At 63.3% G+C, this 21,880-nt stretch carries 18 protein-coding genes and 6 pseudogenes; 15 read left to right on the forward strand and 9 right to left on the reverse strand.

Annotation, left to right across the window (positions count from 1 at the left end; translation table 11 throughout):
• Positions 1-9: 9 nt before the first annotated feature.
• From ACFQAU_RS10675 to ACFQAU_RS10685, 3 genes and pseudogenes are all read right to left on the reverse strand, one after another.
• Positions 10-992, reverse strand: a pseudogene (locus ACFQAU_RS10675) (hypothetical protein).
• 97 nt (positions 993-1,089) lie between these two features.
• On the reverse strand, positions 1,090-1,560 hold the full coding sequence (greA, locus tag ACFQAU_RS10680) for a transcription elongation factor GreA (protein WP_067624274.1): 471 nt from the start codon (positions 1,558-1,560) through the stop codon (positions 1,090-1,092).
• Between the two features lie 141 nt (positions 1,561-1,701).
• Positions 1,702-2,082 (reverse strand): VOC family protein, encoded by a 381-nt coding sequence (locus tag ACFQAU_RS10685; RefSeq protein WP_132444261.1) that lies wholly within the window; start codon positions 2,080-2,082, stop codon positions 1,702-1,704.
• Between the two features lie 85 nt (positions 2,083-2,167).
• Between ACFQAU_RS10685 and soxR the strand changes: the two genes are divergently transcribed.
• From soxR to ACFQAU_RS10705, 4 genes and pseudogenes are all read left to right on the forward strand, one after another.
• Positions 2,168-2,623, forward strand: a complete 456-nt coding sequence (gene soxR / locus ACFQAU_RS10690; RefSeq protein ID WP_132444262.1) for a redox-sensitive transcriptional activator SoxR — start codon at positions 2,168-2,170, stop codon at positions 2,621-2,623.
• Positions 2,624-2,749: 126 nt separating this feature from the next.
• A pseudogene (locus tag ACFQAU_RS10695) lies at positions 2,750-4,401 on the forward strand (electron transfer flavoprotein-ubiquinone oxidoreductase).
• A gap of 168 nt (positions 4,402-4,569) precedes the next feature.
• Positions 4,570-6,279: a tetratricopeptide repeat protein gene (locus ACFQAU_RS10700; protein ID WP_120351745.1), complete on the forward strand. Its 1,710-nt coding sequence runs from the start codon at positions 4,570-4,572 to the stop codon at positions 6,277-6,279.
• Complete coding sequence (locus ACFQAU_RS10705; protein WP_132444264.1) at positions 6,276-7,148, forward strand: 4-(cytidine 5'-diphospho)-2-C-methyl-D-erythritol kinase; 873 nt, start codon at positions 6,276-6,278, stop codon at positions 7,146-7,148. Before ACFQAU_RS10700 ends, ACFQAU_RS10705 begins: the two co-directional genes overlap by 4 nt.
• On the opposite strand, the pseudogene ACFQAU_RS10710 reads toward ACFQAU_RS10705, so the two are convergent.
• Positions 7,145-8,141, reverse strand: a pseudogene (locus ACFQAU_RS10710) (polyprenyl synthetase family protein). The gene ACFQAU_RS10705 and the pseudogene ACFQAU_RS10710 sit on opposite strands and share 4 nt — an antisense overlap.
• A gap of 55 nt (positions 8,142-8,196) precedes the next feature.
• On the opposite strand from ACFQAU_RS10710, the pseudogene ACFQAU_RS10715 reads away from it, so the two are divergent.
• The 3 genes and pseudogenes from ACFQAU_RS10715 to ACFQAU_RS10725 all read left to right on the forward strand — a co-directional run bounded on the left by ACFQAU_RS10715 (position 8,197) and on the right by ACFQAU_RS10725 (position 9,440).
• Positions 8,197-8,411: pseudogene (locus tag ACFQAU_RS10715) on the forward strand (putative signal transducing protein).
• A complete protein-coding gene (locus ACFQAU_RS10720) occupies positions 8,408-9,175 on the forward strand; it encodes a tRNA1(Val) (adenine(37)-N6)-methyltransferase (RefSeq protein ID WP_132444266.1) in 768 nt (255 codons plus the stop codon). Before ACFQAU_RS10715 ends, ACFQAU_RS10720 begins: the two are co-directional and overlap by 4 nt.
• A gap of 100 nt (positions 9,176-9,275) precedes the next feature.
• Positions 9,276-9,440 carry a YdcH family protein gene (locus ACFQAU_RS10725; RefSeq protein ID WP_082849498.1) on the forward strand — a complete coding sequence of 55 codons (165 nt, stop codon included), beginning with the start codon at positions 9,276-9,278 and terminating at the stop codon, positions 9,438-9,440.
• A gap of 188 nt (positions 9,441-9,628) precedes the next feature.
• Here ACFQAU_RS10725 and phbB read toward each other — a convergent pair whose 3' ends face one another.
• From phbB to ACFQAU_RS10740, 3 genes are all read right to left on the reverse strand, one after another.
• The gene (gene phbB / locus ACFQAU_RS10730) at positions 9,629-10,351 is read right to left on the reverse strand and encodes an acetoacetyl-CoA reductase (protein WP_067629533.1); all 723 of its coding nucleotides are present in this window, start codon (positions 10,349-10,351) and stop codon (positions 9,629-9,631) included.
• Between the two features lie 76 nt (positions 10,352-10,427).
• Positions 10,428-11,603: an acetyl-CoA C-acetyltransferase gene (locus ACFQAU_RS10735; protein WP_132444267.1), complete on the reverse strand. Its 1,176-nt coding sequence runs from the start codon at positions 11,601-11,603 to the stop codon at positions 10,428-10,430.
• 164 nt (positions 11,604-11,767) lie between these two features.
• Complete coding sequence (locus ACFQAU_RS10740; RefSeq protein WP_386282169.1) at positions 11,768-12,511, reverse strand: EAL domain-containing protein; 744 nt, start codon at positions 12,509-12,511, stop codon at positions 11,768-11,770.
• A 204-nt stretch (positions 12,512-12,715) separates the two neighbouring features.
• On the opposite strand from ACFQAU_RS10740, the gene ACFQAU_RS10745 reads away from it, so the two are divergent.
• From ACFQAU_RS10745 to ACFQAU_RS10765, 5 genes and pseudogenes are all read left to right on the forward strand, one after another.
• Positions 12,716-13,285, forward strand: a complete 570-nt coding sequence (locus ACFQAU_RS10745; protein ID WP_132444269.1) for a DNA-3-methyladenine glycosylase I — start codon at positions 12,716-12,718, stop codon at positions 13,283-13,285.
• 168 nt (positions 13,286-13,453) lie between these two features.
• Positions 13,454-14,074, forward strand: a complete 621-nt coding sequence (gene rpsD / locus ACFQAU_RS10750) for a 30S ribosomal protein S4 (RefSeq protein WP_007118979.1) — start codon at positions 13,454-13,456, stop codon at positions 14,072-14,074.
• A gap of 187 nt (positions 14,075-14,261) precedes the next feature.
• A complete protein-coding gene (hisC, locus tag ACFQAU_RS10755) occupies positions 14,262-15,359 on the forward strand; it encodes a histidinol-phosphate transaminase (protein WP_386282176.1) in 1,098 nt (365 codons plus the stop codon).
• Positions 15,343-16,398, forward strand: a complete 1,056-nt coding sequence (locus ACFQAU_RS10760) for a prephenate/arogenate dehydrogenase family protein (RefSeq protein ID WP_386282178.1) — start codon at positions 15,343-15,345, stop codon at positions 16,396-16,398. Before hisC ends, ACFQAU_RS10760 begins: the two co-directional genes overlap by 17 nt.
• Positions 16,289-17,052, forward strand: a pseudogene (locus tag ACFQAU_RS10765) (extensin-like domain-containing protein). Before ACFQAU_RS10760 ends, ACFQAU_RS10765 begins: the two are co-directional and overlap by 110 nt.
• Before the next feature lie 7 nt (positions 17,053-17,059).
• Here the strand turns inward: ACFQAU_RS10765 and ACFQAU_RS10770 are convergent.
• Entirely contained in the window at positions 17,060-17,188 is a 129-nt protein-coding gene (locus ACFQAU_RS10770) for a DUF2125 domain-containing protein (RefSeq protein ID WP_386282180.1), read from the reverse strand.
• A 5-nt stretch (positions 17,189-17,193) separates the two neighbouring features.
• Positions 17,194-18,066 carry a DUF2125 domain-containing protein gene (locus ACFQAU_RS10775; protein ID WP_386282183.1) on the reverse strand — a complete coding sequence of 291 codons (873 nt, stop codon included), beginning with the start codon at positions 18,064-18,066 and terminating at the stop codon, positions 17,194-17,196.
• 66 nt (positions 18,067-18,132) lie between these two features.
• Here ACFQAU_RS10775 and ACFQAU_RS10780 point away from each other — a divergent pair, with 66 nt between their 5' ends.
• The 3 genes and pseudogenes from ACFQAU_RS10780 (at position 18,133) to ACFQAU_RS10790 (ending at position 21,869) form a co-directional block, all read left to right on the forward strand.
• Complete coding sequence (locus tag ACFQAU_RS10780; protein WP_132444271.1) at positions 18,133-18,663, forward strand: gamma-glutamylcyclotransferase; 531 nt, start codon at positions 18,133-18,135, stop codon at positions 18,661-18,663.
• A gap of 71 nt (positions 18,664-18,734) precedes the next feature.
• Complete coding sequence (locus ACFQAU_RS10785; protein WP_132444272.1) at positions 18,735-19,934, forward strand: biopolymer transporter ExbB; 1,200 nt, start codon at positions 18,735-18,737, stop codon at positions 19,932-19,934.
• Positions 19,934-21,869, forward strand: a pseudogene (locus ACFQAU_RS10790) (peptidoglycan -binding protein). Before ACFQAU_RS10785 ends, ACFQAU_RS10790 begins: the two are co-directional and overlap by 1 nt.
• Positions 21,870-21,880 lie beyond the last annotated feature (11 nt).

Raw genomic sequence — 21,880 nt, forward strand, 5'->3', positions numbered from 1 at the left:
GGTCGCGCGTCAGTCGAAGGTGCCCGCACAGCGGCCCAGCAGCATAAAGGCGCGGGCAGTGCGGGTGTCAGCCAGCGATGAGATTTCCTCATCCGTTGCCTGTTTCTCGAACTCGGCAAAGGTCCGGTCAAACCGGCGCAGGAAGTGATGCGCGGCATCGCGAAAGATCGGGTCTTGCCGCATACGCGCATTGGCCAGTGCCAGTGAAGAGCGGTCGCGGATGCCACCCAAAGGCGCGATTGTACGGCCCCGCGCTCCGCTGGCGAATTGTCGCCAGACCTCGGGCCGCGCGCGGTCGGGGCGCAGGTCGTCCATATAGATGCCGTCTTGGCTGAGCAGGGTCAGCACGTCCTGCGCGGCCTGCACCAGTTGCGAGGCGGAGCGGTCTTTCAACGCACGGCGCAGCGCGTCGAACCCGGCTTGGTCTTCCGCCGTTTCGGGGAAGTTAAGCGCGCGGGTGAAATCCTCGGCAGAGAGCGGCTGTGTCTTGTCGCCCGCTTGCGTGCCAAGCGCCAGCGTCGGCTGGTCTTCGGCGGCGGGCGGTGTTGGCGCGGGGGCTGGGGTGACGGGGCGCGCAGTCTCGTCGCGGCCCTGAAGCCCGGCCAACGCGATCTCGGTCTTGCGGGCGCTGGCGGCGAGTTCATCGAGCTTGCGCGCGATGTTGCTGTCGCCCGCAGGTTTGTTGCCCTGCTGTTGCGAGATATAGGAATACCGGATGGCATCAATCGCGGCTTGTAGGCGTTGGATTTCCTCGCGCATGACCCGCCCGGCACGGGCGGCGGTGGCCCCGACCCAGATCATCGCGACCGGCAAGATCACCACCAACAGGATCAGCAGCCCGCGCAGCCCCCGTCATTGGCCCCTTCCGGCACCTCTGCGGCAATGAAGGTGAAATAGATCGCCGTGCCAAGCAGCCAAAGCGCTGAAAGCGCGCTCGCGATGATCTCTATCTCGGTGATGCTGTTGGGTTTTGGGCGGTCGTATACGCCCATCGACGTAGGCCGCGCGGCGCCGTTCCCGCCGCGCGGGGCGCGGGGGCTTGATCTTGGGGTGTCGAAGCGTCGGGCTCTGCCATGTCAGCCTTCCCGTTCAAGCGTAGACGATCTTGAGAACCTCATAGGACTTTTGCCCTCCGGGGGTGCGAACCTCGACGGAATCGCCTTCGTCCTTACCGATCAACGCACGTGCGATGGGCGACTTGATGTTCAGCAAGCCCTTTTCGATATTGGCCTCATATTCGCCAACGATTTGATAGGTCTTCTCTTCGTCGGTGTCTTCGTCCACCAGCGTCACCGTGGCCCCAAACTTGATCGACCCCGACAATTTCTTGGGATCAATCACATCGGCGAGCGAGATCACGCCCTCAAGCTCTTTGATGCGGCCTTCGATGAAAGACTGCTTTTCTTTGGCGGAATGATACTCGGCATTTTCCGACAGGTCACCATGTTCGCGCGCTTCGGCGATGGCCTTGATGATAGCGGGCCGTTCAACCGACTTGAGCTGCTTGAGTTCGACTTCGAGCGCGGTGTGACCATCGCGGGTCATCGGGATCTTTTCCATGGCGGTGTGCCTACATAATGAGGGCCGCACCCGGGTTTTCGCCGGGGGCGGCCAATTGCGTGTCAACTTGGCAGATACCTGACCCAAACTGCCCGCCAATTGCAAGTGCCTAACGGCCTCAGGGTCGGCGGTTGACTGCCGTCAATCGTATTGCACGACCTCATATTCGATCCCGTCCGCATCGTGGAAATAAAACCGCCGTCCGGGCTCATAGTCGGCGTGGTTTCCGGTGGTGAAACCCTGCGCCAGCACGGTTTTTTCGGTGGCGTCGAGGTCATCCACCACGACCGCGATGTGGTTGAGCGCACCGATAGTTTCGTAGCTGGTGTTCGTAAGAGTGCCCGCATTGCCGGGATTGTAGAGCGCGACGTAATGCGCCTCGGTGCCGACATGTTTGGTGTGGCCCCCGGCCATGGCGTCGCCCTCCCATCTCAGGTGCCAGCCAAAGACCTCGCGCATCCAATTGGCGGTGGCGGCGGGGTCAGAGACGGTGAAATTGGCATGTTCAAGTTGCGCGGGCATGGCGTTTATCCTTTTTGTGATCGCTTGTGCCATCTGAGCGTAATTGTTAAACCTAACTTTAGGTCAAGAGATTTGTGAGGGCGAAATGGCGGTGAATGAGGGGCTGTCGATCGGGGCTTTGGCCAAGCGCACCGGGCTCGCCGTTTCGGCCATTCGCTACTATGAGGCGCAGGGGTTGATCGCGCCGTGGCGCAATGCGGGCGGGCAGCGGCGGTTTGATCGGGCCGATCTGCGGCGGCTGAGTTTCGTCATGATCGCCCAGCAATTCGGTTTCACCCTGCCACAGATCAAGGCTGAGTTGGACCGCTTGCCGGGCGGGCGGACGCCCACCAAGGCCGATTGGACCCGCATTTCCGAAGGGTTTCGCGCCGCCCTCGACGTGCGCATCGCCACCCTAAACAAGCTGCGTGACAATCTTGACGGCTGCATCGGCTGCGGCTGTCTGAGTCTCGAAGCCTGCGCGCTTTACAATCCTATCGACCAAGCAGGTGAAAAAGGCCCCGGACCGCGCTATCTGATGGGGGACGAACCGGCGGCCTGACAGGTCGCGCGTCATGTTATGTCGCTGAGGCCATGTTTTGCGCAATAAACGCAGGGTCGCGATTGCATTGCGCGCGGCGGTGGTTTAGCCAAATCCAAACCGAATTTGCCGTGAGGGAGCACCAAAATGGCCGAGATTGAACGCGAAGCGATGGAATATGACGTTGTGATCGTCGGCGCCGGGCCTGCTGGCCTGTCGGCTGCGATCCGGCTCAAGCAGTTGGACGCCGATTGCAATGTCGTGGTGCTGGAGAAGGGCTCGGAAGTGGGCGCGCATATCCTCTCGGGCGCGGTGCTTGACCCCTGCGGGCTGGACGCGCTGATCCCCGATTGGAAAGAAAAAGGCGCGCCGATCAATGTGCCGGTGAAAGAAGACAACTTTTACCTGCTGGGTGAGGCGGGCAAGCTGCGTATCCCCGAATTCCCCATGCCCCCGCTGATGAAAAACCACGGCAACTACATCGTCTCCATGGGCAATGTCTGCCGTTGGATGGCCGAACAGGCCGAGGAACTGGGCGTCGAAGTCTTCCCCGGCATGGCCTGCTCTGAACTTGTGTTCGGCGAGAATGGCGAAGTCAAAGGCGTTGTCGCCGGTGAGATGGGCCGTCAGGCCGATGGCACCCCCGGCCCAAGCTATGAGCCGGGCATGGAGTTGCACGGCAAATATGTCTTCCTCTCCGAAGGTGTGCGCGGCAGCCTGAGCAAACAGGTGATCGCGAAATACGGGCTGGATGAGGGCAAAGAGCCGCAGAAATACGGTCTTGGCATGAAAGAAATCTGGGAGATCGACCCCGCCAAGCACAAAGAAGGCACCGTCACCCACACGATGGGCTGGCCGCTGAACAGCAACGCGGGCGGCGGGTCTTTCATCTATCACCTTGAGAAAAATCAGGTTTACGTCGGCTTCGTCGTTCACCTTGGCTACAAAAACCCGCATGTCTTCCCTTACATGGAATTCCAGCGGTTCAAGCATCACCCGATGGTGGCCGAGTTGCTCGAGGGGGTAAACGTGTGGCCTACGGCGCGCGGGCAATCACCGAAGGCGGCTATCAGTCGATGCCCAAGATGGTGGCCCCCGGCGTGGCGATGCTGGGCTGCTCGGTCGGCATGGTCAACGTGCCGCGCATCAAGGGCAACCACAACGCCATGCTCTCGGGCAAGGCAGCGGCTGAGGCCGCCTATGCCGCGATCCAAGCAGGGCGGGGCGGTGATGAGCTGACCGAATATGAGACGGATGTGCGCGAAGGCCCGATTGCCGAAGACCTCAAGAAAGTGCGCAACGTCAAACCGCTGTGGTCGAAATACGGGCTCACCGCTTCGCTGGCGCTTGGTGGCTTTGACATGTGGACCAACACGCTCGGCTTCTCGCTTTTGGGCACGCTGAGCCATGGCAAATCGGACGCCGAGGCGACCGAGCCTGCGGATAAGCACAAGAAGATCGACTACCCCAAGCCCGACGGGAAGCTCAGCTTTGACCGTCTGACCAACGTGGCCTTCTCGTTCACCAATCACGAGGAAAGCCAGCCTGCGCACCTCAAGCTGAAAGACCCGAGCATTCCGGTCGAGGTGAACCTGCCGAAATACGCCGGCCCCTCGGCCCGCTATTGTCCGGCGGGGGTCTATGAGTTCGTCGAGGATGAGAAAACCGGCGAGACGCGGTTCCAGATCAACTTCCAGAACTGCGTCCATTGCAAGACCTGCGACATCAAGGACCCGACGCAGAATATCGTCTGGACCACCCCGCAGGGCGGCGACGGGCCAAACTATCCAAACATGTAAACGGGTCGCCAACAGGCACAATCAAAGGACCGGCATGCGAGGGCGTGTCGGTCCTTTCTTTGACTGAATCGGCGAAATCCTGTCGGCTGCATGCCTCATCGCGGCCCCGCCATTGCGCCCGGGCACAGAGATGATAGCCTGAGCGCAAAGCGATATGAGGCGGTTTGCATGTTTCGGAATGTCCTAGGTTTCACCAGCGTTGCGGCGCTTTGCATCGGCCTTTCTGCGCCACTGATGGCGCAGTCGATCGCGGGCCCCTATCTGGCGGGGCGGCATGCCGCCGTGAACAGCGATTACCCCGAAGCCGCGCGCTACTACACCGAGGCGCTGGCCCGTGATCCCAAGAACATCGAACTGATGGAAAGCGCGGTGCTGTCCTATCTCTCGCTTGGGCGGGTGGATAAGGCGCTGCCGCTGGCGCGCAACATGATCACCCTCGGCACCAAGAGCCAAGTTGCCGAGATGACCCTCGTGGCCGCGATGGCGAAAGAGGGTGATTACAAGGCCCTGTTAGAGCGGGACACATCTTCCATCGGCCCTTGGGTCGGCGGGTTGGTGCAGGCTTGGGCGCATATGGGCGCAGGCGATGTCACCGCCGCCATGGCTGCATTTGACGGCCTCAGCGAAGAGGCCGGGATGCAGGGCTTTGTGATGTATCACAAGGCCCTCGCGCTGGCGAGTGTGGGTGACTTCGAAGGGGCAGAGGCGATCTTTGACAGTGGTGCGGCGGGCGCTGCGGGCCAGACCCGGCGCGGGGTCATGGCCCATGCCGAGATCCTTGGCCAACTGGGGCGCAGCGACGATGCACTGGCCGTGCTCTCGGACGGCTTTGGCGCAGATACCGATCCCGAAATCGCGCGGTTGATCGAGGCCCTGCAGCAAGAGGCACCGGCCCCCTTCAGCCATATGCCCGACGCCCAAGCGGGTATGGCCGAGGTGTTTTTCACCTTTGCCGCCGTGCTGCGCAACGAGGCGGCGGGGGACTACTATGTGCTGCTCTACTCGCGCATCGCGCGCTATCTGCGCCCCGATCATGTCGATGCGCTTTTGCTGACGGCCAGCCTTTTGGAAAACCTCGGCGAGCATGATCTGGCGATTGCCGAGTACAAATCTCTGCCTGCCGACAGCCCCGCCTATCACGCTGCGGAATTGGGCCGCGCCGATGCGCTGCGGCGCTCGGGCAAGACGGCGCAGGCCATCGAAGTGCTGGAGCAACTCGCCCGCAGTCATGGGGAACTGGCGGTGGTGCATTCCACGCTGGGCGACATGCTGCGCGCGGAGGAAGACTATGAGGCGGCCATCGCGTCCTACGACGAAGCGCTGGCGCTTACGCCTGAAACCGCCCGCGCCCGCTGGGTGCTGTTCTACGCCCGTGCCATTGCCAAAGAGCGCAGCGGCGATTGGGAAGGGTCAGAATCCGATTTCCGCGCCGCACTTGAGCTGAACCCAGAGCAGCCGCAGGTGTTGAACTACCTCGGCTACTCGCTGGTTGAACAACAGCGCAACCTGGACGAGGCGTTGGACATGATCGAACGCGCCGTCGCGGCTAGCCCCGACAGTGGCTATATCGTCGATTCGCTAGGGTGGGTGTTCTACCGTTTGGACCGCTACGAAGAGGCGGTCGAGCAGATGGAGCGCGCGGTGGAGCTGGAGCCGGTGGACCCTGTGGTGAACGACCACCTCGGCGATGTCTACTGGGCCGTGGGCCGCCAGCGCGAGGCCGAGTTCCAGTGGCGTCGGGCGCTGTCTTTCGTGGACCTGACGGATGCGGATTCCGAGGCCGACCCTGAGCGGATGCGCCGCAAGCTGGAAGTCGGGCTTGATGCCGTGCTGTCCGAAGAGGGCGCGGCCCCGCTGAAGGTTGCTGCAGACGAATGAGCCTTCCGAACAATGGGGCACCCGCTGGTCCCGGCGCTGCGGCGTCGCGGATGGCTTGGGCCAAGGTGAACCTGACCCTGCATTGCACCGGCCAGCGCGCTGACGGCTATCACCTGCTGGATTCGCTGGTGGTGCGGGCGGGCGTGGGCGATGCGCTGCATGTGGCGGCTGCGAGTGATCTGACCCTGGCGGTCAGCGGCCCGCGTGCCGAAGGTGTACCGACCGATGCCCGCAACCTCATCCTGCGCGCGGCAGAGATGCTGGATGCCGGCGCAGGCCAAGGCGCGGCGCTGCATCTGGAGAAACATCTGCCCGCGGCGGCAGGGATCGGCGGCGGCTCTGCCGATGCGGCGGCGGCTTTGGACCTGCTTGCCGCGCATTGGGGCGTCCCATTGCCCGCAGACACGGCGCGGCTCGGGGCGGATGTGCCGGTCTGCCTGACACGCGGCCCGCAGCGGATGCAGGGGGTGGGGGAGATCCTCACGCCGCTTTCGCCACTGCCGCCCTGCCATATGGTGTTGGTGAATCCCGGCGTCGATGTGCCGACGCCTGCCGTTTTTTCGGCCCTGACCGATAAGAACCAACCGCCGATGCCGGAGGTGATCCCGACCTTCACGGGCTTTACTGAATTCATCGATTTTCTGGGCGAACAGCGCAATGACCTCGCCGCCCCCGCCATCGCGCGGGAGCCGATCATCGGGGCCTGTCTGGAGGCGCTGAGCGATGCGGCGCTGGCGCGGATGTCCGGCTCGGGCGCGACCTGTTTCGGTCTCTACGCCACCGCGTCGCAGGCCGAGAACGCGGCCCACCGCATCAGCAGTGCCGCGCCCCAGTGGTGGGTCGCCGCCGCGCCGATCTTGGCCGCTTAGCTGATCCGGCTGACGACGTAGTCGGCCAGATCGATCAACATGTCTTTCAACTCATGGTCGGGCAGGGGGCAAGGGCCGATTGGGCCTTTTCTGCCCAGTCCCGCGCATCGCGCTGTGTTGCCGTCAGCGTATCGTGTTTGCCCAAGAGCATCAGCGCATGGTCGAGATCGCCCTCTTCCTGTTTGCCCTTTTCAATGGTGCGCACCCAAAACGCGCGCTCGGTCTCATCGGCTTTGGCAACGGCCTTGATCACTGGCAGGGTCAGCTTGCGCTCGCGGAAATCGTCGCCGACGTTTTTGCCCGTGGCCCCTGTATCGCCTTGATAATCCAAAAGATCGTCAACGATCTGGAAGGCGATGCCAAGCGCGTCCCCATAGTCGTAAAGCGCTTTGACCTGATCCTCTGGCGCGTCGGCAATTACGCCGCCCACCTCGGTCGCGGCCGAGAACAGCGCCGCCGTCTTGCCACGCACGACTTGCAGGTAGACCTGTTCATCCGTGGCAAGGTTCTGCGCGGCGGTCAGTTGCAAGACCTCCCCCTCGGCAATTGTCGCGGCGGCGTTCGACAGGATTCGCATGACGGGCATTGAGCCCGGTTCGGTCATCAACTGAAAGCTGCGCGCGAAAAGGTAATCGCCCACCAGCACCGAGGACTGATTGTCCCACAAAAGGTTCGCCGTGGGCCGCCCGCGGCGCTGCGCGCTTTCGTCCACTACATCGTCATGCAGCAGGGTCGCGGTGTGGATGAACTCCACCGTCGCCGCGAGATGGACGTGATAGGGGCCGCCGTAGCCGCACATCCGCGCTGCGGCCAGTGTCAGCATCGGGCGCAGGCGCTTGCCGCCAGCTTCGACCAGATGGGCGGTGACTTCGGGAATGCGGGGGCGTGCTTCGACGCCATCCGCTCACGGATCAGGGCGCTGACCGCCGCCATATCATCGCTTAGATAGGCCGCCATGCGGTCGTGCGGTTTGGCCGTTGCATCACTTTTCATCATCATTTCCCGCGTCCCGCTCGACATGCCGGTGATCCGGCTCTACATCTTTGATATGAAGGAACTTTTGCGCAGCACCGATATGACCATCATCGCCTTTGCCACCGCCCTTCTCAGGGGGAGGATATAGACTGCTTTGAAATGGACGTAAACATGAGCGTGCTCGAAGGCGGCATCGGGATTTTCCCGCGCCGCTTGATGGTGCACCCCGATGACCATGACGCCGCTTTGCGGGTGATGCGCGATAATGAGATTCCACTGGGGCTGTGACCCGTTTCGCCGAAGATGACCTGACCTGTGACGCCTTTCTGGGCGGCAAGCTGCACCTCTGGCAGCCGCGCCGGGGGCGGGGCTACCGCGCCGGGGTGGACCCTGTTTTGCTGGCCGCGAGCATTGAGGCCACGGCGGGGCAAAGCGTGCTGGAATTGGGCTGTGGGGTCGGTGCGGCGGTGCTTTGTCTGGGCGCGCGGGTGCCGGGGCTGGCGCTGACGGGGTGTGAGCTGCAACCTGCCTATGCCGAACTCGCGCGGCGTAATGGCGGCGCGGCGCTGGAGGTGGTCGAGGCCGATCTGACCGACATGCCCCTGCATCTGCGGCAGCGACAATTTGACCACGTTCTGGCCAATCCGCCCTATTTCGACCGGGCCGCCTCGGTTCAGTCCCGCGATCCGGGGCGGGAGGCCGCCTTGGGCGAAGCCACGCCCCTGCGACAATGGGTCCGCATCGCAGCGAAACGGCTGAAACCCAAAGGGCAGGCACATTTTATCCACCGCGCAGAACGGCTGCCCGAGATTCTGGCCGCCCTTCCGCATGAGATGGGATCGGTCGAAGTGCTGCCTCTGGCCTCGCGCGCGGGGCGGATGCCGGAGTTGATTCTTTTGCGTGCCCGCAAGAATGGCCGCGGTGCTTTTCGGCTCTATCACAGCTACGCTATGCACCTTGGCGCGCGGCATGAATCGGATGGCAACAGCTATGTGCCGGAAATCGAAGCGGTCCTGCGTCGCGGCGCGCCGCTGACTTATCCTACTTCTTAAGCGTTTTTTTACCAACTTCACCCCTATGCTGCGGTGCTGCGTGACTTGTGGGTCGCGCTGTGGTCCACTGAAATTCCACACACCAATCATGGAGGATTGTATGGCTTTGAACGCACATCTGGACACCCTGAAGCGCAAGCATCAGGCGATGAGTGAGGCGGTGGAAACCGCGCAACGCGCCCCCGGTATGGACGATTTACAAGTGGCTTCCATGAAGAAGGAAAAACTGCGCCTGAAGGAGGAGATTAGCCGCCTGTCGAGCTGACCTCACCCCGTGAATTGAGATTTTCATTCGAGGGCTGTCGTTTCGCTGGGGCGGGGCGGCAGCCTTTGCCTAGGGCAGGGGGATGCCAGAAGCGATACTGAGCGTGATGGGTGAACGGCCCCTCCCGCCGCAATGAAAAAGGCCAGCCCGTCGAGGGGCTGGCCTTTTCGATTCCATGCTGGCGTCGATCAAACGACGAATTGCGCGCCATTGGCTGAGATGGTCGAACCATTGATGAAGCCCGCGTCGTCAGAGACGAGGAAGGCCACCGCGCGGGCGATTTCCTCAGGCTCCCCCAGACGCCCCGCGGGGATCTGCGCGATGATGCTTTCGCGGACCTTCTCGGGCACGGCCATGACCATATCAGTCGCGATATAGCCGGGGCAGATCGCATTGGCGGTGATGCCTGCGCGCGCGCCTTCTTGGGCCAATGACTTCACAATGCCCAAATCGCCCGCCTTGGTCGCGGCATAGTTCACTTGGGCGAACTGACCTTTCTGGCCGTTGATCGAAGAGATCACGACGACACGGCCGAACTTCCGCTCGCGCATGCCGGGCCAGACCGGGTGGATCGTGTTGAACACCCCGGTGAGGTTGGTGGCGATGACCTCGTTCCACTGATCGGGGGTCATCTTGTGGAAAGGCGCATCGCGGGTGATGCCTGCGTTGGCGACAACCACCTCGATGGGGCCAAGATCGGCCTCGACCTGTTCGATACCGGCTTTGGAGGCGTCGTAATCTGCCACGTTCCATTTATAGGTCTTGATGCCGGTCTCTTCGGTGAATTTTGCGGCGGCTTCGTCATTGCCCGCATAGGTGGCGGCGACGGTATAGCCTTTGTCTTTCAGCGCGGTGGAAATGGCCGCGCCAATGCCGCGGCTGCCCCCGGTGACCAAAGCGATGCGTGACATGTAACTCCTCCCTCAAGGTAATGTTCTTGCAATTGCATGTTTTGGCGCGCAACAAAATTGCGCGCCAACTGTAGTTTTAGGGGCGCTCAAGACACATGGCAACACCCATACCGCCGCCGATACACAGCGTCGCCAAACCTTTTTTGGCCCCGCGGCGCTGCATTTCGAACAGCAGAGTGTTGAGCACGCGCGCGCCGGAGGCGCCGATTGGGTGGCCGATCGCGATTGCACCGCCGTTGACGTTCACGATTTCCGGATCCCAGCCCATTTCCTTGTTCACGGCGCAGGCCTGCGCGGCGAAGGCTTCGTTGGCTTCCACAAGGTCGAGGTCTTCTGGTTTCCAACCGGCTTTCTCCAGCGCCTTGCGCGAAGCATAGACGGGGCCGACGCCCATGATCGACGGGTCGAGACCTGCCGTGGCATAGGAGGCGATGCGCGCCAATGGGGTGATGCCGCGCTTTTCGGCGTCATCCGCGCTCATCAGCAGGGCCCCGGCTGCACCGTCGTTCAGGCCCGAGGCGTTGGCCGCAGTGACCGAGCCGTCTTTGGTAAAGGCAGGGCGCAGCTTTTGCATGGCTTCCATGGTGGCCCCATGGCGGATGTATTCGTCCTGATCAACGACAGTCTCGCCTTTGCGGGTTTTGATCGTGTAGGCGACGATCTCATCCGCGAATTTGCCAGCTTTCTGCGCGGCCTCGGCCTTGTTTTGCGAAGCGACGGCGAATTCATCCTGCTGGTCGCGGGAAATCTGCCATTTTTCGGCGACGTTTTCGGCAGTTTGGCCCATGTGGTAGCCGTTGAACGCATCCCACAGACCGTCGCGGATCATCGTGTCGATGAACTGCAGATCGCCCATCTTCTGACCCGCACGCAGGTTCTGCGCGTGGGGGCTGAGGGTCATATTCTCCTGACCGCCAGCGGTGACGATGTTCGCATCCCCCAGCTGGATGTGCTGGGCCGCCAATGCCACGGCGCGCAGGCCCGAGCCACAGACTTGGTTGATGCCCCAAGCGGCGCTTTCTTTCGGCAGGCCCGCATTGATATGTGCCTGACGCGCAGGGTTCTGGCCTTGAGCGGCGGTCAGCACCTGCCCCAAAATGGTCTCAGAGACTTCGGACGGGTCGACCCCGGCGCGGGCCACCAGTTCTTTTAGAACGGCGGCACCCAGATCATGGGCGGGTGTATTGGCAAACGCCCCGCCGAAACTGCCCACGGCGGTACGGGCGGCGGATGCGATGACGACATTGGTCATGATGTGACTTTCCTCTACCTTGTTGGGCGGGGGCACACCGACACGCGCCATCGTCGGGCGTGGGCGCTCCCGTCCCTCTAAGGTAGTGATAGCGGATGCGCTGCAATGCGGCAACTGAGCAGGCAGCGCCACGCTGCCGACATGGCGTTACCCTCTTTACCCGGTCAGCCTGTGGCGCGCATGCGGTCGAACCCAAGCCAGGCGGGCCGGGTCGTGGGGGCGGCAAAATGGTAGCCCTGCAAACAGTCGACACCCATCTCGACCAGGACCGCTGCGTCGGCCGCGTTCTCCACGCATTCGGCCACGGTGAGCATGTCGAAATGTGTGGCGATCGACATCAGCGCGGCGGTCAGGGCGCGGTTGTCGGGGTTCGTCGCGATGCCCCGAATGAACTGCCCGTCGAGTTTCAGGATGTCGAAGTAGAAATCCTTGAAATAGCGGATCGCCGTTTGCCCCGCCCCGAAATCATCCATGGCAAAGCAAATGCCATAGGGCTGTAACTGATCCATAAAGTTCGCCACCAGTTCCGGCACCATCATGGCCGAGCTTTCGGTAATCTCTAGAATCAGCCGTTCGCCCAAGGTCGCGTCGCGGGCCAGCCAGTGGCGCAAGACGCGGGTCCATTCCTGATACCCGATGGAACGGGCCGACATATTGATCGACAGCCGCAATCCGGGGTGGTGGTGCAGCGCGTTCAGGCCAAGGCGCAGGGCCAGAACATCCACCTGCCGCCCGGTTTCCGTATCCTCAATCGTTGGCATGAAATCCTTGGCCGGGATCACGCGGCCAGTGGGATCCAGCAGGCGGATCAACCCCTCGTGAAAGGCGATGGACGTCGGATCGCTGGCCCGCATGACCGGCTGAAAGGCCAGCAGGGTCTGACGGTGCGCCACGGCGTCGCGCACCATTTCTAGGGTCGCGGCATCGCGCTGCGTTACCGCATGGTTAAGCGGGCTGTCCCCTCCGGGGGGATATCGGCGATAGGGCGTTGGAATCGACGGGGCACGGCGGTACTCTTCTTTCTGTCCTGCCGTGGGTATGGGCGCAAAGGTGATAACACGGTCTTAATCAGCGGCGTTTTCCGCGGTGGATCACGGGCAGGAGACGCAAAGATGCAGCGCTGTGACTGGGCCGGGGAGGACCCGATTTACCAAGCCTACCATGACACCGAGTGGGGTGTGCCCGAATATAACAGCCGCGCGCTTTGGGAAAAGCTGATCCTGGATGGGTTTCAGGCCGGGCTGAGCTGGATCACGATCCTTAAAAAACGCGACAACTTTCGCGCCGCTTTCGCCGGGTTTGATCCGCATCAGATCGCCGAGTGGGGCGAGGCGGATGTCACGCGCCTGCTGGGCGATCCGGGCATCATCCGCCATCGGGGCAAGATCGAGGCCGCGATTACCAATGCCCGTGCTTGGCAGGAGCTTGAGGCACGCGAGGGCTTTGACAGCTTCATGTGGCGCTATGTGGATGGGGTGCCGTTGCAGCCCGGCTTTGCCACACAGGCTGAGGTCCCGCCGAAAACCGCGCTGTCAGAACAGGTGAGTAAAGACCTGAAGAAAGCCGGTTTCAAGTTCTGTGGGCCGACGATCACCTATGCGTGGTTGGAGGCCTGCGGGCTGGTGAACGATCATATTCTGACCTGCCACCGCCACGGCCCCTGTGCGGCGATGGCGCGGTAGGGCGGGGCGTATTGCCCCTGCTGAAATCCCCCGTTGACTCCCGGCCATGGCACCGTATAAGCGCCCCTTCATTGGTGTTGGTGGACCCCGCAAGGGGAAGCCTGTCGGGCTTCGGCCAAAGGACAACGCCCTTTACCGCCCCTCGGGGCCTTATAAAGGAGAACAGCCGTGACAAAACGCACAGCTGCCAAGCACAAACTAGACCGCCGCATGGGCGAAAACATCTGGGGTCGTCCGAAGTCCCCGGTGAACCGTCGTGAATACGGCCCCGGCCAGCACGGTCAGCGCCGTAAAGGCAAGATTTCCGATTTCGGTATCCAGCTGCGCGCCAAGCAGAAGCTCAAGGGCTACTACGGCGACCTGACCGAAAAGCAGTTCCGCCGCATCTACGGCGAAGCCGAGCGTGTTAAAGGCGATACTGGTGAAAACCTGATCGGTCTGCTTGAGCGTCGTCTGGACGCCGTTGTGTACCGCGCCAAGTTCGTTGCGACCGTTTTCGCAGCGCGCCAGTTCGTGAACCACGGCCACGTTCGTGTGAACGGCAAAAAAGTGAACATCCCCTCCTACCGCGTGAAAGAGGGTGACGTCATCGAAGTGCGTGACCGTTCCAAGCAGTTGGCTTCCGTTCTCGAAGCGGTTCAGCTGCCCGAGCGTGACGTGCCTGACTACCTTGAGACGGATCACTCCAAACTGACAGCAACCTTCGTGCGCACACCCGGTCTGTCCGACGTGCCATACCCGGTTGTGATGGAGCCGAACCTCGTCGTGGAATTCTACGCGAAGAACTAAGTTTCTTCGCCAGTCGACAATCGAAAGGCCGCGTGGTGCACACCGCGCGGCCTTTTTCTTTGCGCGGGGCCGGGCCGGGGCGCAGCAATGCAACAGCCTGTCCGGGGCAGGCGCGGATGCAGAATGATTCTGGCATCACCGCTGCGGCCCCGATAGAAGGGCGGCAGTAGCGTGAGGAAAGAGCGAGATGACACAGATCGCACCGCAACCGGGCATTATGGAGATTGACCTTTATCAAGGGGGTGCGGCGCATGTCGCGGGCCTTGATAATGTGGTCAAACTCAGCTCGAACGAAAACCCGCTGGGGCCCAGCCCTGCCGCCGTCGAAGCCTACCGCCGCGCGGCCTATGATCTGCATCGCTACCCGTCTTCCGATCATAGCGCGCTGCGCGCCGCCATCGCCGAGGTGCTGGGCCTTGATGCGGGGCGGATCATCTGCGGCGCGGGCTCGGATGAAATCATCGCCTTCCTTTGCCAAGCCTATGCCGGACCGGGGACCGAAGTGGTGCACACCGAACACGGCTTTGCCATGTACCGCATCTCTGCCCTCGCCGCGGGCGCCACGCCCGTGGAGGTGCCCGAGCGTGAGCGGGTGACCGATGTAGATGCCATCCTCGCCGCCTGTACCGACGCCACGCGGCTGGTGTTCATCGCCAACCCCAACAACCCGACCGGTACGATGATCGGTCTGGCCGAGATCGAGCGGCTGGCCGAGGGGCTGCCGCCGCAGGCGCTTTTGGTGCTCGACGGGGCCTATGCCGAATATGTCGAGGGCTACGACGGCGGAGCCGCACTGGTGGACCGGCGCGATAACGTCGTGATGACGCGCACCTTTTCCAAGCTCTACGGGCTGGGCGGTCTGCGCATCGGTTGGGGCTATGGACCCGCCCATGTGATCGACGTCCTCAACCGCGTGCGGGGGCCGTTCAACCTCTCACAGGCCGCACTCAACGCTGCCGAAGCGGCGATGCGTGATCGGGCCTATACCGACCACTGCCGGGCCGAGAACGCCCGCTGGCGCACATGGCTCGCCGATGCGCTGGCCGAGATCGGCGTGGCCTCGGATGTCTCGCTTGCCAATTTTGTGTTGGCCCGTTTCGCCAATCAGGCCGAGGCGGAGGCCTGCGACGACTACCTCAAGTCCCAAGGGCTGATCGTGCGCCGGGTGGCGGGCTACAACCTGCCCAACTGCCTGCGCATCACCGTAGGCGACGAAAGCGCCTGCCGCCGGGTGGTCCATGCGGTGCGGCAGTTCAAGGGGGCAGCTGATGGCTCAGGTCTATGACAGGGTCGCTCTGATCGGGCTGGGGCTGATCGCCTCGTCGCTTTTCTGGGCGATGAAGCGCGGTGGGCTGGCGGGCGAAGTCACAGGCTATGCCCGTAGCGACGAGACCCGCGCCACGGCGCGCGAGATCGGCCTCTGCGACCGCGTCTGCGACAGCGCCGCCGAAGCCGTTAAGGGGGCCGATCTGGTGGTGCTCTGCGTACCGGTCGGCGTCATGGGGGCCGTCGCCGCCGAAATCGCGCCGCATCTGGCCCCCGGTGCCACGGTGACGGATGTGGGCTCGGTCAAGGCCGACGTAATCGCGCAGGTGGGGCCGCATCTGCCCGAAGGCGCGCATTTCATCCCTGCTCACCCGCTGGCAGGGACCGAGCATTCCGGCCCGCGCAGCGGCTTTGCCGAGCTTTTCGACAACCGTTGGTGTCTGCTGGTCCCGGTCGAAGGCACCGACGCGGACGCCATCGCCCGGCTGCGCGCGCTTTGGGAAGGGGCGGGCGCCAATGTCGAAGAGATGGACGCCGAGCATCACGATCTGGTGCTTGCGGTCACCTCTCATGCGCCGCACCTCATCGCCTATACGATGGTGGGCGTGGCCGACGACCTGCGCCGGGTGACCGACAGCGAAGTCATCAAATATTCCGCCGCCGGTTTTCGGGACTTCACCCGCATCGCGGCAAGCGATCCGACCATGTGGCGCGATGTGTTCCTGACCAACAAGGACGCCACGCTGGAGATCCTTGGCCGCTTCACCGAAGAACTTTTTGCCCTGCAACGCGCGATCCGCACCGGCGACGGCGATCATCTGCACGCCTATTTCACCCGCACCCGCGCGATCCGGCGCGGCATTATCGAGGCGGGGCAGGACACCGATGCGCCCGACTTTGGCCGGGGGCACGCAAGTCATGAAGGGCTGGGCTGTCCTGCCGCTGATTGTGCTGGGGCAAGTCGCCCTCGCTGCGGGGCCGGACAGTTCGCAACGCCCGGTCCCGCGGGACAATGGGGATACCTTGCCGCTGATCGTCGTGCCCTCGGGCGCGATTGAACAGCCCAAGCGTGACCCCGCCGCCCGTGCTGCCGCTGAAGGGGGCGGGGGATGGAAACCTCGCTTCGCCCCGCGCTGCGCAGCCGCAAGATCGAGAAAGCCGCCCGCGCACGTCGGCAGATGTTGGCCAAGGGCGCGGTCTGCGGAGACTTGGCAATACAGGGCACGCCGGTGGGCCGGGTGCCCGGCAAGATCAACGGTTGCGGGGTCGAGAACGCGGTTAAAGTGCGCTCCGTCTCAGGCATCAAGCTCAGCAATGCCGCGGTGATGGATTGCACCACGGCCAAGGCGCTGGACACATGGGTGCGCCAGTCGGCGGTGCCCGCTTTGGCGGGGCAGGGCGGCGGGCTGAAAGAGCTAAGGGTCGCGGCGCATTACGCTTGCCGGACGCGGAACAACCGCAAAGGCGGCAAGATATCCGAGCACGGTAAGGGCCGCGCGATTGATATCTCCGGGTTTGAACTGGCGGACGGCAGCTTGGTCACCGTGTTGAAAGGCTGGCGCGCCCGCCGCAGCAGCAAGGCGATGCGGCGGATGCACCGGGGCGCTTGCGGGCCGTTCGGCACGGTGCTTGGGCCAGAAGCGGACCGCTATCACCAAGACCATTTCCATTTCGACACGGCGCGGTATCGCAGCGGCAGCTACTGCCGCTAAGGCCCGCTTACGGCTGGATTAATCGCGGTGCCGAGCCAAGCGGAAGACCCGCAAGGACCATCTGCCCATCGGCAAAGACCAGATCAAGATCCAGACCGCCCGGCGTGCTGCCCCGCGCCTCCAACAGCCGCAGCATGGTATTCACCTGCCCGCGCATGGAGGGCGGCAGGAAACCCCACGTTCGCCCGCATCAAGCAGTTTGGTCCAATTGGTGACCCGCAGGCTCAGCACCCCGTCGGGAATGCCCTCGGCATCAAAGGTCAGCGCGCCTTCGGCGCCCAGAGCCACGTCGCCCCATGCGGCATCGACATTCTCAACCGTCAGCGCATCGATCTGCGGCAGGGTGCCCGCCACCGCGCTGTGACGATCCAGCGGGCGGGCAAAGGTCACGGCCATCCGCGCAGACAGGATCGGCTGCCCGCCGGGCTGCACCGCGCCGTCCCCCAGAACCTTGCGCAGCAGCGGGCCGGGGGTGATTCCGCCGGGCAGCAAGGCAATGTCATAGTCCCGCGCCGCGCCCGAAGACTGCGTGACCCGCATCCGGGGCTCTTCGGCTTCCAGCAACAGCCCGTCGGGGCCATTGACCTCAAGATGCGTGCTGCGGAACTCAATCGCTTCGAGTTGCAGCGTGGTCCCGGGGTGCAGCGCCAGATCGGCACGCAGGTCACGTATGTTCAGCGTCAAGGGCAGCGCGCCTGCAGGCAGCGCGGCGCTTGCGACCGAGGCGCGCGCAGAAAGGTCGCCGGGCCACCAGACCGGGGCGGAAAGATCAAGCTGCGGGGCCTCAAATGCCAAGCCGCGGGCGGGGGCCGCCACGGCAAGCCCGCTCAGCCGGTTTTGCAAGGAGAGGGGGAATCCCGATTTGCTGATGTCCTTGAGCGTAACCTCCCACCCCGCCGCGCGGCGGGTGTCGAGCAGGCCGGTCAGGGTGCTTTGCATCTGCGTCGTCGCAGTGGCCCACCACGCGCCCCAAAGTACGGCGAGCACAATCAGCAGCCAAACCAGTTTCCGCATTTCGATAGCCCTTCAAATCGTGCTTCAGATGCGGTTTACCGAAGGCCAGCAGAAAGGACCAGCAGGATGACAATGTGGGTATTTGGCTATGGCAGCCTTTTGTGGAACCCCGGTTTTGAGGTGGCGGAAAGCGTGATCGCCACGCTGCCGGGCTATGCGCGGTCGTTCTGCATGCACTCGATCCACCACCGCGGCACGGTGGAGCAGCCGGGGCTGGTGCTGGCGCTCGACGAATCTGTCCGCTCGGCCTGCGAAGGCATGGCGATGCGCGTGGCTCCGGGGCAGGAGGCGCAGACGCTGGACTATCTGCGCGAACGTGAGCTGATCTCCTCGGCCTATGTCGAGAAAAACCTCACCGTGCATCTGACCGACGGCCGCGACGTGGAGGCGGTGACCTATGTGATCGACGCGGCGCATGACCAATATTGCGGCGGCTTGCCACTGGAAGAACAGGCCCAGATCATTGCACGCGCCGTAGGCGGCCGCGGGCCAAATACCGAGTATTTAATCAACACTGCCGTGCATCTTTCCGAAGTGGGCTTGCATGACCCCGCGTTGGAGTGGTTGCATGATCGCGTAAGGGCTTTGGCCTCATAAAAACTTGGCAACTCCGCGCCGTTTCAGTGTAAGCTGCGCCAAGAGCAGAATAGAGGGTCAGGAAAGGCCGCATGGCACAGCCAGACCGCAAGGCAAAACCGCAGTTTTCACAACCGGTGCGTCAGATTTCTCTGATGCTGATCGTATTGGCATTGACCGGCGTGGGCGCTTTTTTGGCCCTGCCCAGTGTGCTGCCGATCTTTGCCGCGAACCCATGGCTTAATGGGGTAATCATCTTTGTTTTCGTCGTCGGCGTGCTGGCCTGTTTCTATCAGGTGACGCAGCTGATCGGCTCGGTCCGCTGGATTGAGGATTTTGCCGCCGACAATGCCGAACCCGACGCGCAACCGCCACAGCTGCTGGCGCCTTTGGCGTCGCTGTTGCGCCAGCGCGGTGCGCGGATGCAGGTCAGCACAGCCTCGACCCGGTCGATCCTCGACTCTGTCGCCTCACGTATCGATGAGGTGCGCGAGATCACGCGCTATATCGTCAACATGCTGATTTTCCTTGGTCTTCTCGGTACCTTCTACGGGCTTGCCACGACCGTGCCTGCTGTGGTCGACACGATCCGCTCGCTCGCCCCCGGCGAAGGGGAGGCGGGGGTTGATGTCTTTGGCCGCCTGATGACCGGGCTTGAAGCGCAGTTGGGCGGCATGGGCGTGGCCTTTGGCTCATCGCTTTTGGGGCTTGCGGGCTCTCTCGTCGTCGGGCTGTTGGAGCTTTTTGCGGGCCACGGTCAGAACCGTTTCTACCAAGAGTTGGAAGATTGGCTAAGCTCCATCACGCGGGTCGGGCTGACCTCGGGCGACGATGTGGGCGACCAAAATATCATGGCCAGCGTGATGGACCAGATGGTCGAACAGATGGCCGAGATGCAGCAGATGTTCACCCAGTCCGACGTCAGCCGCGCCATGGTCGACGACAAGCTGGGCAAGCTTGCCGATGCCGTGGACCGGATGACCACGCGGATGGAGCATGACACGACGACGAACAACGCGCTTGATCGGGTGGCCGACGGGCAAGACCGGTTGATTGCCGTGCTCGAAGGGCAAGTGGCGGGCGAAGGGATCGACGCGGAGAGCCGGATGCGGCTGCGCTCAATCGACGTGCAGATGCTGCGCATTCTCGAAGAGATTTCTGCCGGGCGGCAAGAGACGATGGCCGAATTCCGCAAGGATATCTCACTGCTGGCCAAGGCGCTTTCCGGGCAGCGCGCGCCTGAGGCCCGTCGCCTGCGGGCCGGCGATGTCCCCGGTGGCGGGGACCAGTAATGGCACTTTCCCGGCGGACAGGCGCACGGTTTCAGGGCTCGATCTGGCCGGGGTTCGTCGATGCGATGACCGGGCTTTTGCTGGTTCTGATGTTCGTGTTGACGATCTTTATGGTCGTGCAATTCGTCCTGACCGAACGCATCAGCGGCCAAGAGAGCGAGTTGAACGAATTGGCCGGAGAGGTCGCGGCCCTTGCCCAAGCGCTTGGCGTCGAGGAACGCACCACTGCGCGGCTGGAGGCCCGGCTTGGGGCGCTGAATGCCTCACTGAACGATGCCCGCGATGAGGTCTCGCGCCAAGAAGCGGTGATCGCCGGGCTGACCTCTGAACGCGACGCCCAAGAGGCCGCGTTGCAGGCCGCCGAGGCCGAGATCACCGGGTTCGAGGCGCGGGTGGCGGCCCTTCTGGCTTCGCAGGCCGAAGATCAGGCGCGCATCGGAAGCTTGGAAGACCGCGAAGCCGCGTTGCTGGATGAGCAAGAGGCGCTGAACCTCGCGCTGAGCACCGCGCGGGAAGAGGTCGACGCGCAGGCGGAAACGGCCCGGCTGGCCGCGGCAAAGCGCGAGGCGCTGGATGCGCTGGTGGCCGATCTGCGTGCCCAGAACGCTGAATCCGAGGCGGAGGTCGCAGCACTCAACGCCGAGGTATTAGAGGCTGAAGAGGCGCTCAGCGCCGAGGAAGCCGCCCGTCTGGCCGAAGCCGCAGCGGCGCAGGCATTGCGCGACCGGCTTGAGAATGCGGATGCGGAATTGACGGCCATGACCCTCTCGCTTGAGGCGCAGCGCAAGAAGGCCGAAGACACCTTGACCTTGCTGGCCGCCGCGCGCGCGGCGAAGCGATCTGGACAGTGAACTCGCCGCAACTCTGCTGAGCTTGGAGGCGGCTGAACAAAGCGGAGCAGGTCTCGAGGCCGAGCGCGCCGCGCTGGCCGAAGAGTTGGACGCGGCAGAGGGCACCGAAGAGGACTTGCGCGCACAACTGTCGCAGGCCGAGGTGACCGAGCAGGCGTTGAATGCCCGCTTGGCCGAGGCGCTGGCCCGCGTGCAGAGCCTTGAACAAGAGGGCGAAGCACTGAGCGGCTCGCAGTCGGATCTGCGCGAACGTCTGGCGCAGGCGCTGGCGGCAAAGCTTGCCGCTGAAACGCTGGCCGAGGACAAGACCACCGCCGCCGAGCGCCGCGCCGCCCTACTGGCGCAGGCCGAAGCGACCTTGGCCGACGAGAAGGCGGTCAGCGCCGAGGCGCAGCGTCAGACCGAATTGCTGAACCAGCAGGTCGCGGAACTGCGCGCGCAACTGGGCAACCTACAGGCGCTGCTCGACGATGCCGTGGCGCGGGATGCGGCAAGATCGGTTGAGTTGCAATCGCTCGGGTCCGAGTTGAACACCGCGCTGGCACGGGTGGCGGCAGAGGAACGGCGTCGCGCCGAGCTCGAAGCGGCAGAGCGCAAGCGGCTGGAGGAGGAGAGCAAGAACCTCGCCCAGTACCGCTCGGAATTCTTTGGCCGGTTGCGTGACCTTCTGGGCAATCAGGAGGGCGTGCGGATCGAAGGCGACCGCTTTGTCTTCTCTTCCGAGGTGCTTTTCGGGCCGGGCAGTGCGGTGCTGAGCCAAGACGGGCAGGGCGAGATTGCCAAGGTGGCGGGCATTCTGCGCAGCGTGGTAGACGAGATCCCGGCAGAGATCGACTGGGTGATCCGTGTCGATGGCCATACCGATAATGTGCCGCTTTCCGGCTTTGGGGCGTTCGCGGACAATTGGGAACTGAGCCAAGCGCGGGCGCTGTCGGTGGTCAAATATATGGTCAACTTCCTTGGCATCGCGCCGGATCGTTTGGCGGCCAATGGCTTTGGCCAGTACCAGCCCGTGGCCGAGGGCAATACCGAAGCCGCGCGGGCGCAGAACCGGCGGATCGAGCTTAAATTTACCGAAAAGTGAGCGGGGGAAAG

The sequence above is a fragment of the Sulfitobacter profundi genome (assembly GCF_042661425.1).
GTDB lineage: Bacteria > Pseudomonadota > Alphaproteobacteria > Rhodobacterales > Rhodobacteraceae > Sulfitobacter > Sulfitobacter profundi.